Below are 13,537 nucleotides of genomic sequence, written 5' to 3'. Positions count from 1 at the left end.
CATGGTTGTACAAGCAGTAGAAGCCCCGGCGGCTTCTCGCAGTTGCTTTGATCATTTTTGGAATCAAAGGGGTGACTGGGTAGAGGAACCCAACACGCGGCGGGGCGGTGAAAGCGGTGTGCAACGGATCAACGACGGCGACGGATTGCTCTATTCCAAGCGCCAGACCGGCCATATCTACCGCAGCTTGTTGCACCCCTTCGGCCGTCCGACTGTCTTGCGCGAAGAGCGAGCCTTGGTGGCCCTGACAGAACTCAATGTCACGGTGCCTCAGGTGGTTTTCTGCGGTGCGCAGAGGGACCCGGTACATAAATGGCGCGCGCTGTTGGTTACCCAAGCGTTGGACGGTTTCGAGGAAATCGAACAATGGTACGCCGCGGGTGGGCGCGAACGTCATGGCGAGGCGGTGCATGACCGTATCCTCCAGGCGTTGGCCGAAAACCTGGCTCGCATGCACAAAGGGCGCTGGCAGCATGGCTGTCTTTATATCAAGCACGTATTCGTGCGTGTAACCGGGGAGGGCGAGTCGGCCAAGGCTGAAATCGCACTGCTGGACCTGGAAAAATGCCGTCAACGCCTGACTGCCCGCAGCGCGGCCGCCCATGACATGAGGCAGCTGCGGCGCCATTCGTCGTTCCACGATGGCGACTGGAAAAAACTCGTCTACTTTTATACAACGGCGTTTGGCAGCGCTATCAAAGGTTTATAGCGATGAAAGTAGAAATTGCTAGAGGTTTGTTCTTGATCGGAGCCCTGGCAGTTACGTCAATGGCGGTGGCGGTATGGGAACAGCCGCGCTCGCAGATTCTCAGTGCCTCCACGGTGGGCGCCCATTGCCCTGTGCCTCGGATTGCCAAGGCCAGCGAGGCGATCCAACCGGACAACGATCTGCTGTTGTTCATGTTTGGCCTGTCTCAAGGCATGAAGCCGCAGAGTTGAGTTTCATGACTTAAAACAAAGGCCTCGCATTTGCGAGGCCTTTGTTTTTTTAGGTCAGCATTGTTCCGGCAGCCTGTCTTACCGCTTCTGCGGTTTTGCCAGCAAGGTGTAGACGCAAGGCAATACGAACAGTGTGAACAAGGTACCCACCGACATTCCCGTGGCGATCACTGTGCCGATGTCGAAGCGGCTCACCGCCCCGGCACCGGTGGCCAGGATCAACGGCACCATGCCGAATACCATCGCCGCAGTGGTCATCAACACTGGCCGCAGACGAATCGATGCGGCTTGTTCCACGGCCTCGCGCGGGCTCAGCCCTTGTTCCTTGCGTAGCTGGTTAGCGAACTCGACGATCAGGATGCCGTGCTTGCTGATAAGCCCGATCAACGTCACCAGACCTACCTGGGTATAGATGTTCATGCTCGACCAGCCGAGGAACAGCGGGATCAATGCGCCGCAGATTGACAAGGGCACCGTCACCAGGATTACCAGCGGATCCCGGAAGCTCTCGAACTGCGCCGCCAGCACCAGGAAAATGATCGCCAGGGCCAGGGCGAAGGTTCCCCACAACGCGCTGCCTTCTTGTACGAATTGGCGTGAAGCCCCTGCGTAGTCGAAGGCGAACCCCACCGGTGCTTCCTCGCGAGCGATCTGGCGGACCGTCTCGATGGCCTCGCCCATGCTCACCGTGGGGAAACCCGAGATCGTCACGGCGTTGAGCTGCTGGAACTGGTTCAGTTGCCGCGGTCGTGCCTGGTCGCTGACCTTGATCAGTGTCGAGAGCGGGAGCGATTCACCCTGGGCATTCTTGACGTAGTAGTTGTTCAGCCAGTCCGGATTGTCCCGGAACGGTCGTTCGACCTGGGCTATTACCTTGTAGCTGCGTCCTTCCAGGGTAAAGCGGTTGATCTCCGACTCACCCAGCAACGTCGCCAGGGTTCCGCCCAGGTCCTGCATGGAAACACCCATCTGGGCAGCCTTGGCCCGATCGATATCCACCACGACCTCGGGCTTGTCGAAAGCCAGATCAATGTCCATGAATGCGAACTTGCCGGACTCCAGCGCCCGTTTCTTGACTCGCTCGGCAATTTGCAGAAGCGTCGTGTAGTCCTTCGGCGAATTGATGACGAACTCGAAGGGCAACCCTTCGCCCGTGCCCGGCAGCGAGGGCAGGTTGAAGCCAAAGATCTGCAGGCCCGGGATGCTTTCCAGCTTGGCCTGGACCTCCGGCAGGATCTCCATCTGGGTGCGGTTGCGTTCATTCCAGGGCTTGAGCAGGAAGCCGCCAATGCCCGACTGCACGCCGTTATAGCCGTTGATCTGAAAGGAAGAATAGTACTCAGGGAATTCCTTGAAGATCGTGATGAAGTGATCGGTATAGGCGTTCAGGTAATCGAGGTTGGTCGTCTTTGGCGCATTGGCCATCATGAATATGATGCCCTGGTCTTCGTCTGGCGCCAGCTCGGACTTGGTGAACATGATCAATACCGGTATCAACAGCAGCACGATCACCGCAAACACCAGCACCACTGGCCTGGTTTCGAGCGTGGCATGAAGCATGCGCTGGTAACGGTTCTTCAGGCGTTCGAAGATTACGTCCAGCCGATGGGCCAGCCCCGAGGAATTCTGGTCATGGCGCAGCAGCATCGCGCACATCATCGGCGACAGGGTCAGGGCGACGATGCCGGATATCACCACCGCCCCGGCCAAGGTCAGGGCGAACTCCTTGAACAGCGCGCCCGTCAGGCCTTCGAGCAGGCCGATAGGCGCGTAAACCGCCGCGAGCGTGATGGTCATCGAAACCACCGGCATGGCGATTTCCCGGGCGCCTTCTATGGCAGCGTCGAACGGGGTCTTGCCTTCCTCCATATGTCGATGGATGTTCTCCACCACCACGATGGCATCATCCACCACCAGGCCGATCGCCAACACCATGGCCAGCAGTGTCAGCAGGTTCATGGAATAGCCCATCAACTGCATGAAGAACATGACCCCGATCATCGACAGGGGAATGGTCACCACCGGGATGAGCACCGAACGCAAGGCGCCGAGGAACAGGAACACCACGACAATGACGATCAGGACCGCCTCAAACAGGGTTTTTACCACCTCGTCGATGGAGGCCTGGATGAAGAGCGTGGCGTCGTAGGCGATCTCGGCCTTGAGGTTGGTCGGAAGCTGGGCTTCCATCTCGGGCATGATCTTGCGAACTTCCTTGATCACATCCAGCGGGTTGGCGCCGGGCGTGGCCTTGATGCCGATGTACACCGAGGGCGTGCCGCCAAAGGAACTGATGGTGTCGTAGTTTTCGGCGCCCATCTCCACCCGCGCCACGTCCTGTAGCAAGACGCGGCTGTCACCGTCGGTCTTGAGGGGTATGCCTGCGAAGGCTTCGGCGGACTTTAGTTCGGTGTTGGCGTTGATGCTGGTGACGACGTATTCGCCTTTCACCTCGCCGGCGGCGGAGACGAAGTTGTGCTGGCGCACGGCGTTGGTCACGTCGGCGGCGGTCAGGCCAAAGCCCGCGAGCTTGACCGGGTCCAGCCACAAGCGCATGGCAAAGACCTGGTTGCCGAGGATCTCCGCTTCGGCCATGCCGGGGAGTGTCGCCAGCTTCGGCTGGATCACCCGCGACAGGTAGTCGGTAATCTGCGGGTTGTTCAGTTCCTTGCTGAAGAAACTGATGTACATCAGCGCCGAGGCATCGGCAGCCTCACGGCTGAGCACCGGGTCCTCGGCATCCTGGGGCAACTGGTTCTTGACTTCGTTGGCCTTGGCCAGCAGTTCGGTGAAGAGCCGGTCGCTGTTGGAGCCAATGCGGGCATAGACCGAGATCACCGAGAAATTCTGCCGACTGACCGAGGTCATGTAGTCGATGCCCTCGGCACTGGCCAGGCTCTGTTGCATCGGCTGGGTGATGTAGCCCTGGATGGTCTCGGCGTTGGCGCCGGGATAGGCGGTGGTCACCGTGATCAGCGCGTTTTCCATTTGTGGATACTGACGCAGGGGCAGTTTGCTCCAGGCCTGGAAGCCCAGCAGCACGATCAACAGGCTGACCACGGTGGCGAGCACCGGGCGGCGGATGAACGGATCGGTAAAAGCCATGGGGGTTCCTTGATCAGTCCGCGCGCGGCGAGCTGTTCTGTTCGGTCAGGGTCTTGTCGTCACTGATGGCGACGGGCGTACCGTTGTCCAGCTTGATCTGGCCGCCGATGACCACTTCCTCGCCACTTTGCAGGCCCTTGGTCACCAGGACTTGCCCGTCCCGGCGCTCTCCCGTTTCGACGAAGCGGCGCTCGGCAATCAGGACCGGCTGGCCCTTGTCATCTTTCTCGACATTGCCGTCGGCGGCTTTCTTCTGGGTCACTACGTACATGGAGTTGCCGTAGAGGGTGTAGGTCACGGCGCTTTCCGGTACGACGATCCCGGCAGCCACGTCCGGCAGGATCACCTGCAGGTCGGCGAACATGCCGGGCAGCAGCTTGCCGTCGGGGTTGGCGAGGGTCGCGCGCACCAGCACGTTGCGGGTGCTGTCCTCGACCTTGGGATTGATGGCGCTGATGGTGCCGACGAACGTCTGGCCTGGGTAGGCCGAGACATTGACATTGACGGGTTGGGCCACGGCGAGTCGAGGCACCGACTGTTCCGGGACATAGAAATCCACATACAGGCTGCTGAGGTCCTGCAGGGTGGCGATCACCGTGCCGCTGGCCAGGTAATCGCCGATGTCTACCTGGCGAATGCCGATGGTGCCGCTGAACGGCGCGACGATGTGTTTCTTTGCCAGCGAGGCCTTGAGCTGGTTGACCGTGGCCTGGTTTTTCTTCAACTGGGCTGAGAGCCGGTCGAACTCACCCTTGGAAATCGCCTGGCTGCCTACCAGTTGCCGGCCCCGGCCGAAATCCAGCTGCGACAGGCCAAGGTCCGCCTGGGCGGTTTCCAGCAGGGCGCTTTCGACTTCGGTGTCCAGTTGCAGGAGCGGTTGGCCGGCCTTGACCTTCTGCCCCGATTCGAACTGAAGCTTTTGTACCGTCCCGGCAATTTCCAGGCTCAGGTCAACGCCTTGCGAGGCCTTGAGGCTGCCGACGGTGGGCAGGCGAGACTGCCAGGGCTGCTCGGTGGCCTTGGCCACGGCAACGCTGACTGGTGGTTTCGGGGCAGAAAACATCTGGATCTGCTGGTAGATGGAGAAGGCCTTGTAGCCTGCCAGCAACAGCACCACCAGCAGGACAACACCCAACATGATCAGCATGCGGCGTCGCAGCATGTTCCACTTCCTTGGAAAAGAGCTGAGAGAAAATACAGATAGGCGGGCACATTACTCTGAGTGCGCGGGGTATTCCAGATGCTCTAGGGGCGGTGGGGTGTAGGATTGTTCCGAAAAATCAGGGCGCCTTGCACCGACGCCCTTCGCTCCCTCGCTCAGGCCAGGTGCAAATGGTTGTCCCAGAGCCCTGCCGGCAGGTCCAGCGGTTTTGCAACCAGTTGTGATTGACGGCAATCGTAGTAGCGGCAGCGCCCTTGGCCCGACGTCACGATGAAGCCGTCGGCCACCGCGCCGACTCCGGCGCAATCCGGCAAAGGCGCGTCCAGGCGAACCTCGCCGCTGTCCAAGTCCCAAATGAAAAAGCGGTTGCCCCGTGGAGCCGTCAGGGCCACCAGGCGCAGTTCGCTGTGCACGGCGACGCTGGCGGTGTAGTGCCCCATGGCTTGCAATTGGTATTCGGGCACCGGGAACGCCTTGAAGGGTTGGCCCGGGCGCTTGATCGCCAGCAGTTCCGACGGCTCGTGGGCCGCCCCCATGAATTGCTGGCCGGAGACGATGGTCCCGTCGCTGGCAATGCCCAAATGGCGCACGCTGTTCATTTGCTGAGGGAGGGTTTCCTTGCTCAACAACGTGCCGTCGCGCTGCATCAGCACCAGGCTGGGTTCCATGGCATCGAGATTCATCTCGACCCGGCTCTCGGCCTCGGTGCGGATGCCGCCGTTGGCCACCACCAGCGTCTCGCCGTCGGGCATCCACGACACCTGATGAGGGCCGATGCCATGGGTTGGAATTTCGCCGCTGTGCACCAGCCGGTCTCCTTCGAAGCGGTACATGCCCAGCAGGCCGCGGCCCGGATCGCGAGTGTCGTTCTCCGTGGTGTACAACCATTCGCCACCCTTGTGGATCACCGCATGGCCGTAGAAATGCCGGTTCGGCCGCGAGGCGATGGTTTGTAGCAGCCTGCCGTCGCGCAGGTCGATCAGATAGCTTTCGGTGCCTGGACGGCGGGCAACGAAAAACGCGATCGGCAGCGTCGGATGATTGATGATGTCATGGCAGCGCTGGCCGACCTGGGTGGCGAACACCCGGGTGCCGTCCAATCGATAGCCGACGGCGAAGTGATTGCCTTCACCATCGTCCCGTGCCGAAAGCAGCAGCGGACTCTTGTCCTTTTGCTTGAACAGCGTCCAGCCGCCCAGGGTAACCGCGCCCAGCAGCAAGCTGCCGAGCGCCAGAGCCTGACGTCGAAACATGATCAGTCACCGTCGTTGGCGTTGAAGCCCAGTTGAATGCCCAGCGCCTTGGCCAATTCGCCTTCATGCAGGCGGTGGACGACGTTGAGGCTGTCGTACAACTCGTTGAGTTGCTGGCGCCCGGCGTCGTCGCCAAGCATTTCGGTCAGCGAACGTTGGCTGCCGGCGAAAAGCTTCAGCGACGCGTCGTAGGCAGCGTCGATTTTGTCGGCCAACGGTTTCTGGTCGCTTGGCAGCAGGCCGCGCAGGCCTTTGTTGTCGACGCCGGCCCACACGGTCCTGGCGGCTTTCAGGCTGGCTTCCAGCCCTTGCAACGAAGACTGGCTGCGCCAGGCGTCGGCCTGGAATGGTTGCGGCACGCCCTTGCTCTGGCGGCCCATCGGCGTACCGAGTTTTTTCTTCAGGGTGTCCAGCGCAGTGACCTGGACCCGTAGCAGATCGGCGATCGCTTCGTGGGAATCGGCGTAGCGTTGGTTGGGAAACTTGCTCATCTGGGCGAGCATGCCGTCGTTGCTGTTCCAGCCCGACAGGATTTCTTCGGCCAGTTGCTTCTGACGTTCGCCGATGGCGGTAAGCAGCGGGCAGTACTTGGCTTTCTGAGCGCTGTCGGCCATGTCGATTTTCGCGTCGAACAACAGGTATTCATAGGCCGAAAGCCCTTGCACGACCACGCTGGACTTGGCCAGGCCGGCGGCGTCGATCTGCGGCTGGCTGTTGACCAATTGCTCGACTTGGCGACCGACCAGGTTCTTCTTGTCGGGCCAGAATTGCACCTGCCAGGCGCGGTTGCCCTCGGCCAGCGGACCGATCAGCAGCGGTTGCAGCTCTGCCCAGGCTTTTTGCGCCTTGAGGAAATCGGCGCGCGCGGTTTCCAGGTTTTCCTTGCCTTGGCAGAACGCCAGGGCGCTGGTCGCCAACTGCCGGTCAGCTTCGACCCAGCGGCTGTAGGTCGGCAGGATCACCTGCTTGGCAATGGCGGCCGACGTGACCGCCTGCGGGTCCTGGGGCGAGCAAGCGCCGAGGGCGATGGCGGCGAGACTGGTGAATAACAGCTTGGGACGGAACATGTCGGGCTCCCGTTTCGGAAATCAAGTTTAAAGAGAATTCAGGAAAGCCAACAACGCAGCGCGCTGCTCGGCATTGAATGCTAGAACCTGTCGCTGCGCCGCCTGGGCTTCGCCGCCATGCCACAGCACGGCTTCGAGCAGGTTGCGGGCGCGACCATCATGCAGGAATTGGGTATGGCCGTTGACGGTCTCGGTCAGGCCGATGCCCCAGAGCGGCGGGGTCCGCCAGTCACGACCGCTGGCCTTGAACTCGCTGCGGTTGTCAGCCAGGCCTTCGCCCATGTCGTGCAGCAGCAGGTCGGTGTAGGGGCGGATGACCTGGTTCGCCAGCTCCGGTTCGGCAGCATTGGCGGACGTAGTGTATTTGGGGGTGTGGCAGGATTGGCAGCCCGCCTGGAAAAACAGATTCTTGCCCGCCAGCACCTGGGGCGAATCCACATCGCGGCGGGCCGGCACCGCGAGGTTGCGACTGTAGAACAACACCAGGCGCAGGATGTTATCGCTGACTTCCGGCTCGCCCTGTGGGCCGTTGCCGTTGGGCGCGCGCTTGCAATCGGCCTGGGCCTCGGTGCAATCGTCGAACGGCCGCAGACTGGTTGTCAGGCCCATGTCCCCGGAAAACGCATGAACGTTCTGTTGATTGAGGTTCGGCTGGCCGGCCTTCCAGCCGAACCTCCCCGGCACGGCCTTTTGCTGGACATCGTCCCAGACCATGTTCGGACGGCCGGCGATACCGTTTTTCGCCCGCGCCTGAGCCTGGGCATTCGCCAGGATGGCGTCTTCAGGGATGGCCTCGAGCAAACCCAGGCCGATCATGGGCGGGGCGACGCGAGCCGAAAAACGCGTGTCGGGGTGCATCGGGCCATAACCCAATCGAGTGATCTGCAAGGCCGGCTTGCGCAGCTCCACGACGGTGCCGTCGGCAAAACGCACCGGCACCGGAGTGTAGTCGACTCGTACCTTGCCCTCCGGCGCGACGCCAGGAACCGACATGTCTTGCAATTGCGCGCCATAGACCGGCTCCGGCACGACGCCGAGCTGCTCGATGACCTTGGCGTAGGGGGGCGCGTCAGGAATCGACAGGCGCACCAGCATCGATACCGCGCTGCTCGCATCGGGTGCCGGTGGATGGCCGCGTCCATCCTTGATATGGCAATTCTGGCAGGCGTTGGTATTGAATAGCGGTCCGAGGCCGTCGCGGGCGGTCGTGGTCGAGGGCGCAATCACCCACGGGCTGCGGAAGAAACTGTTACCGACGCTGAAATCCACGCGTCGCGAGGGGGGCAGGTTGGCCGAAGGCAGGGAGAACGCGTTCTGATCAGCCTTGCGCACCGTCGCGCCGCCGCCGGACTTGGCTTCGCCGGGTTCGGCCTGGGTGAAACGCGGGGCGTCATCGCAGGCACTCAGGCCCAGGGCCAGGAACAGAGCGCATAAGCGAAGAGGCAACGACAACATCGGAAATCCTGCGGGACGAGTGAAACGCGGGCGCAAAGTCTAACAGGGCGGGGCAGTTTGAATAAGAGGAATTATCGTTTGGTTTGATCGGGGTGCACTTGATTTCCTGTGGCGAGGGAGCTTGCTCCCGCTGGGGTGCGAAGCAGCCCCAAAACCAGGCGCCGCGGTGCAACAGGTAAATCCAGCCAACCGGTTTGCGACTGCTGCGCAGCCGAGCGGGAGCAAGCTCCCTCGCCACGGGTTCACTGTTGTTCTGTAGGGGAGACCACAGCCCCTGGCACCAACGGTAATTCCAGCGTCGCAATGAATCCGCCCTCGGGATGGTTGGCCAGTCCCAACGTGCCGCCATGGCGTTCGGCGGCGCGGCGGGCGATCGCCAGGCCCAGGCCGTGGCCGGCGGCGGTCTGGCCGGGGGCGCGGTAGAACGGTTCGCCCAACTGGCCCAGATGCTCCGCCTCCACGCCAGGCCCGTGATCGCGCACGCTGATAAGAATTCGTTCCCCCTGGCGCACCGCGCGCATTTCAACGGGCTGCCCGTTGGGACTGAAGCGCTGTGCATTGCGCAACAGGTTGTCCACGGCCCGCTCGATCATGGTCGGCCAGCCCTTGAGGGTCAGGCCCGGTTCCGTTTCCAACTGCACGATCTGCTCCGGTGAAGCCATCTGGGCGTCTTTTTGCAGGTTGATCAGCAGACCGTTGAGATCAACTTCTTCGGCGCTGGCGTTGTCGGCATCGACCCGCGCCAGAACCAGGATTTCACTGATCAGCGCTTCCAGGCGATCACATTCGCGGGTCAGGCGCGGCCAGAGTTTTTCGCGCTCTTCGGGGCTGGCCCGCTCCGCCAGCGCCAGGGCGATGCGCAGTCGGGCCAAGGGCGAGCGCAGTTCATGGGACACGTCGCGCAGCAATTGGCGCTGGCTGGCGATCAGGCTCTGCAGGCGCGCACCCATGCGGTTGAAATCGGTGGCCAACACGCCGAACTCGTCCCGTCGGTTGGCCAGCTTGGCGAGGCTGTTCTGCTGGTAGGTCGCTTGTCCCAGATCGTGCACCGCGCCGCGCAGCCGGCTCAACGGCCGGGTGATGGAAAGCGTCACCAGCAGGCTGAACAGGGTCAGCACCACCAGCGCAATCGCCAAGGCGCTGAGGGGCCAGAGCAGGCTGTCGCGATGCCAGGCGTCCAATTCGGGGTGGGGAATGCGATAGATGAACAGATAGGTGTCGCCGGTCTTGGCGCTGGTGAATTCGTCGGTCAGGCGCCGCCAGGGCAGGCGGCGTTCGTCGTTGTTCTGTCGCGCCTCGAAGGCCGCGGCCCGATGTGGGAACGTGCCGCGCACCACCGGGTCGCCGCTTTCGTTGAGCACCTGGACATCGACGTGATACTCGCGCTTGCGTTGTTTTAGGATGTCCTGGGCGGCATCTTCGCCCTGGCTTTCGTAAGTCTGCGTCCACTCTTCGGCCAGGGTGTTGAGGCCCGGATGGCGGCTGAGGATCCAGGCGTCCTGGTTCAACATATGGCCCAAGAGAATCGAAAGTCCCGCCACCAGAGCGATGGCCAACCAGAAGCTGGCCAGGACGCGCCAGAACAATGAACGCACGGAGTTATCCTCGAAAACAAAGAAAGCCCAACGGCGATGTGCCGTTGGGCTGATGGTGCTTCAGTGCATTATTGCGCTTTTTGCGGCTGTTGCGCTTTCCAGGCCTTGAATTCGGCCCACTCGGCCCGACGTTCGGCGCGTTTTTTCTGGAGCGCATCAAACGCCTTTTGCTGCTCGGGTTTCAACAGACCGCGGATCTGCGCATCGACTTTCTGATGCCGAGCGTCCATTTCATCTTTCATGGCTTTCTGGTCGGCTGGCGAGAGCTTGGCCAGGTATTTGTCCACCAGTTCCCGTTGTTCGTGGCGTTGCTCGCCCATGATCTGGCGGATCTGCTGGCGTTGTTCACGGCTCAGGTCCAGTTGGCTGTACGGGCCTTTATCGTGCATCTGGCCGCCGTGGCGCGGGCCATCCATCGGGCCCATCGGGCCTGGACCTTCGGGCATGGCCATGGCGACGGTCGGCAGGGCAGCGGCGAACAGCAGGGCGGTAAGGGTCTTGCGCATGGTGTCTCTCCTTGTCTCATTCCCGGTCAGTTCCGGATGTGTGCAGATTACGGAGATCAAGGTCAGCGGCGGTCAGGGGTGGGTAAAGCTTGGGTAAAGACGTTTTTGTGCAGACCTGACAAATCTCGGAGTCTGAACACAATCCCCGTGGCGAGGGAGCTTGCTCCCGCTGGGCCGGTCCGACGCTTCGGGCGAAGCGGCCCCAAAGATCTTGCGGTTGCTGCGCAACCGAGCGGGAGCAAGCTCCCTCGCCACAGGGTTAGCCATGTCTCTTGGTCCAAGCGTGTTCAAAGGCTGTAGTAATACCCCCGGCTACGCAGGGCCACGATGCGCGGCCTGCCGTCGGGGTGGGGGCCGATTTTCTTGCGCAGGTTGCTTACGTGCATGTCGAGGCTGCGGTCGTACAGGGTCAGCTTGCGGCCCAGGGCGATCTGCGCCAGCTCCTGCTTGTCCAGGGGCTCGCCCGGCTGCTTGAGCAACGCTTCGAGCAGGCGGCTTTCAGATACGGTGAGGGTTTGTTCCTGTTCATCGATGTTGACCACCCCCCGCACAGGGCTGAAGGTCAGGTCACCCAGTTCGATCTGGCTGGAAACCGCCGCCGGATGGCTGCGGCGCAGCACGGCCCGCAGGCGGGCGGTCAATTCCCGTGGGTCGCAGGGCTTGGCCAGGTAATCGTCAGCACCCAGCTCCAGGCCGAGGATGCGGTCCAGCGGCTCGCCACGGGCCGAGAGCATCAGCACCGGCAGCTCCGGGTGATCGTTGCGCAGTTGCTTGAGCAGTTCCAGGCCGCTGCCGTCGGGCAGCATCACATCCAGCACCACCGCCGACGGGGCGGTTTCGGCCAGGGCCTTGCGGGCGCTCAGGCCATCGTGGCAAGCACGGACCTGGAAACCTTCCTGGCCCAGCCAACTGCCAAGGAGCTCACACAGCTCCTGGTCATCATCTATCAGTAACAGCTCGCTCATGACTCACTCAATTTAGCCATTGCCGACGTTGTCTACGTCCACCGCTGGCAAAGATACCGCAGAGCAGGGCCAATAGCGCTACCCCGGCGCCAATGACGAACCATTGCTGTTGGTCAGTCAGCAGGCGTGGCAGGGGGTTGGCCTGGGCTTCCTTGAGTTGCAGCCTCAGGCGCTGGTTTTCCTGGCGCAGCCGTCCCACCAGCGCGGTTTCGCGCTCGCCGTTGGCGTTCTGCAGTTGTTGAGTCAGTTCTTCACGCATGCGCTCGCTGTCTTTCAAGCGTTGCTGCAGTTCGGTGATATGGCCACCCGCGCTCAAGGACAAGGGCGCCGAATGAGCGGCCTCCGTGCTTTCCTCGCCGTGGGCGGGCGCCCCGATCGCTAACGTGACCAACAACAGGCACAACGGACCTTTGCGCATTGCAACTCCTGAATTCCAATCGAGATTAGGCTGATTAGACAGGTTGTCGGCAGGCCGACGAGAACAATGAGCAAATGAGCAAATGAGCGCAATGAGCCAGGACGGCTCATCGCGCCCGGAGGGTTACGGCAGGACTTGCTTGAACGGCTTGACCATGACATTGGCATAGACGCCGGCCGTCACGAACGGGTCGGCCTCGGCCCAGGCTTGCGCGGCGGCCAGCGAGTCGAACTCCGCCACGATCAGGCTGCCAGTGAAACCGGCGGCGCCTGGGTCGTTGCTGTCCACCGCAGGGTGCGGCCCGGCCAGCACGATGCGACCTTCGGCCTTGAGCTTTTGCAGGCGCTCCAGGTGCTCGGGGCGGGCGGCCAGGCGTTTTTCCAGGGAATCGGCAACATCGGTAGCAATGATTGCGTAGAGCATGTCAGTCCTCGGTTTTTGGCGTGGTGGGGTCGGCATCGTGCAGGTGGCGGGACAGGTAGATCCCCTGGCCGATCAGGAACAGCAACGTCATGCCCAGGCTGCCGAAGACCTTGAAGTCGACCCAGTACGCCTGGAACGTGAACGCAACGAACAGATTGGCGGCGCCGCAGAACAGGAAGAATGCGATCCAGGCGATGTTCAAGCGGGTCCAGATCACTTCTGGCAGGTTGATGGCGTGCCCCATGATGCGCTTGATCAACAGGCGATCACCGATGAAGTGGCTGCCGATGAAGGCCAGCGCGAACAGCCAGTTGACCACCGGGGCTTTCCATTTAAGGAAGGTCTCACTGTGGAAGGCCAAGGTCAGGCTGCCGAATACAAGGCAGGCAATCAGGGTCAGCCACTGGCTTTTCTCCAGCTTGCGCTGGGAGATGAACAGCGCGCCGTAGACCACCAGGGAGCTGATGATCAACACCGCGGTGGCGCTGTAGATACCGCCTACAGTCAAGGAGTGACCGGCAATGTCGACGGTTCGGGGATCAAGCTTGTAGACGATGAAAAACAGCAGGAGCGGGATGAAATCGATGAATTGTTTCACAGTGGCAGCCAGGAGCAGGATGTGGCGGCATAATAACAAACATCCTTGGCC

Annotated in this window: 13 protein-coding genes; 2 read left to right on the top strand and 11 right to left on the bottom strand. The window is 61.7% G+C overall.

The features are described 5' to 3' along the window. Position 1: 1 nt before the first annotated feature. Both J3P81_RS18850 and J3P81_RS18845 read left to right on the top strand, forming a co-directional pair. Complete coding sequence (locus J3P81_RS18850) at positions 2 to 709, top strand: lipopolysaccharide kinase InaA family protein (protein WP_420765203.1); 708 nt, start codon at positions 2 to 4, stop codon at positions 707 to 709. Positions 710 to 711: 2 nt separating this feature from the next. Next, positions 712 to 939, top strand: coding sequence for a hypothetical protein (locus J3P81_RS18845; RefSeq protein ID WP_420765202.1), 228 nt, complete (start codon positions 712 to 714; stop codon positions 937 to 939). A 78-nt stretch (positions 940 to 1,017) separates the two neighbouring features. Here J3P81_RS18845 and J3P81_RS18840 read toward each other — a convergent pair whose 3' ends face one another. The 11 genes from J3P81_RS18840 to J3P81_RS18790 all read right to left on the bottom strand — a co-directional run bounded on the left by J3P81_RS18840 (position 1,018) and on the right by J3P81_RS18790 (position 13,486). Further along, positions 1,018 to 4,044, bottom strand: a complete 3,027-nt coding sequence (locus J3P81_RS18840) for a multidrug efflux RND transporter permease subunit (protein WP_420765201.1) — start codon at positions 4,042 to 4,044, stop codon at positions 1,018 to 1,020. Positions 4,045 to 4,057: 13 nt separating this feature from the next. Continuing rightward, the gene (locus J3P81_RS18835; protein ID WP_420765200.1) at positions 4,058 to 5,206 is read right to left on the bottom strand and encodes an efflux RND transporter periplasmic adaptor subunit; all 1,149 of its coding nucleotides are present in this window, start codon (positions 5,204 to 5,206) and stop codon (positions 4,058 to 4,060) included. A 155-nt stretch (positions 5,207 to 5,361) separates the two neighbouring features. Beyond that, a complete protein-coding gene (locus tag J3P81_RS18830; protein WP_434560275.1) occupies positions 5,362 to 6,459 on the bottom strand; it encodes a DUF1513 domain-containing protein in 1,098 nt (365 codons plus the stop codon). A gap of 2 nt (positions 6,460 to 6,461) precedes the next feature. After that, positions 6,462 to 7,526 carry an imelysin family protein gene (locus J3P81_RS18825; protein WP_420765198.1) on the bottom strand — a complete coding sequence of 355 codons (1,065 nt, stop codon included), beginning with the start codon at positions 7,524 to 7,526 and terminating at the stop codon, positions 6,462 to 6,464. 27 nt (positions 7,527 to 7,553) lie between these two features. Then, the gene (locus J3P81_RS18820; protein WP_434560273.1) at positions 7,554 to 8,981 is read right to left on the bottom strand and encodes a di-heme oxidoredictase family protein; all 1,428 of its coding nucleotides are present in this window, start codon (positions 8,979 to 8,981) and stop codon (positions 7,554 to 7,556) included. A 242-nt stretch (positions 8,982 to 9,223) separates the two neighbouring features. Further along, a complete protein-coding gene (locus tag J3P81_RS18815; RefSeq protein ID WP_434560271.1) occupies positions 9,224 to 10,576 on the bottom strand; it encodes a sensor histidine kinase in 1,353 nt (450 codons plus the stop codon). A 68-nt stretch (positions 10,577 to 10,644) separates the two neighbouring features. Beyond that, positions 10,645 to 11,082: a Spy/CpxP family protein refolding chaperone gene (locus J3P81_RS18810; RefSeq protein WP_420765195.1), complete on the bottom strand. Its 438-nt coding sequence runs from the start codon at positions 11,080 to 11,082 to the stop codon at positions 10,645 to 10,647. Positions 11,083 to 11,369: 287 nt separating this feature from the next. Continuing rightward, on the bottom strand, positions 11,370 to 12,047 hold the full coding sequence (locus J3P81_RS18805; RefSeq protein ID WP_434560269.1) for a response regulator transcription factor: 678 nt from the start codon (positions 12,045 to 12,047) through the stop codon (positions 11,370 to 11,372). Positions 12,048 to 12,054: 7 nt separating this feature from the next. Then, a complete protein-coding gene (locus J3P81_RS18800; RefSeq protein WP_420765193.1) occupies positions 12,055 to 12,465 on the bottom strand; it encodes a translation initiation factor 2 in 411 nt (136 codons plus the stop codon). 123 nt (positions 12,466 to 12,588) lie between these two features. Continuing rightward, entirely contained in the window at positions 12,589 to 12,888 is a 300-nt protein-coding gene (locus J3P81_RS18795; protein WP_434560267.1) for a YciI family protein, read from the bottom strand. A 1-nt stretch (position 12,889) separates the two neighbouring features. After that, positions 12,890 to 13,486: a septation protein A gene (locus tag J3P81_RS18790; RefSeq protein WP_420765191.1), complete on the bottom strand. Its 597-nt coding sequence runs from the start codon at positions 13,484 to 13,486 to the stop codon at positions 12,890 to 12,892. Positions 13,487 to 13,537: the final 51 nt, after the last annotated feature.

The sequence above is a fragment of the Pseudomonas sp. R1-6 genome, assembly GCF_051132115.1.
GTDB lineage: Bacteria > Pseudomonadota > Gammaproteobacteria > Pseudomonadales > Pseudomonadaceae > Aquipseudomonas.
Note: the sequence above shows the minus strand (reverse complement) of the source record. Positions and strands in the feature narration are given on the sequence as shown.

Bases quoted from the DNA above. Each gene is read 5' to 3' on its own strand.
- J3P81_RS18850 (WP_420765203.1), top strand. From the start codon at position 2: ATGGTTGTACAAGCAGTAGAAGCCCCGGCGGCTTCTCGCAGTTGCTTT.
- J3P81_RS18845 (WP_420765202.1), top strand. From the start codon at position 712: ATGAAAGTAGAAATTGCTAGAGGTTTGTTCTTGATCGGAGCCCTGGCA.
- J3P81_RS18840 (WP_420765201.1), bottom strand. From the start codon at position 4,044: ATGGCTTTTACCGATCCGTTCATCCGCCGCCCGGTGCTCGCCACCGTG.
- J3P81_RS18835 (WP_420765200.1), bottom strand. From the start codon at position 5,206: ATGCTGCGACGCCGCATGCTGATCATGTTGGGTGTTGTCCTGCTGGTG.
- J3P81_RS18830 (WP_434560275.1), bottom strand. From the start codon at position 6,459: ATGTTTCGACGTCAGGCTCTGGCGCTCGGCAGCTTGCTGCTGGGCGCG.
- J3P81_RS18825 (WP_420765198.1), bottom strand. From the start codon at position 7,526: ATGTTCCGTCCCAAGCTGTTATTCACCAGTCTCGCCGCCATCGCCCTC.
- J3P81_RS18820 (WP_434560273.1), bottom strand. From the start codon at position 8,981: ATGTTGTCGTTGCCTCTTCGCTTATGCGCTCTGTTCCTGGCCCTGGGC.
- J3P81_RS18810 (WP_420765195.1), bottom strand. From the start codon at position 11,082: ATGCGCAAGACCCTTACCGCCCTGCTGTTCGCCGCTGCCCTGCCGACC.
- J3P81_RS18805 (WP_434560269.1), bottom strand. From the start codon at position 12,047: ATGAGCGAGCTGTTACTGATAGATGATGACCAGGAGCTGTGTGAGCTC.
- J3P81_RS18800 (WP_420765193.1), bottom strand. From the start codon at position 12,465: ATGCGCAAAGGTCCGTTGTGCCTGTTGTTGGTCACGTTAGCGATCGGG.
- J3P81_RS18795 (WP_434560267.1), bottom strand. From the start codon at position 12,888: ATGCTCTACGCAATCATTGCTACCGATGTTGCCGATTCCCTGGAAAAA.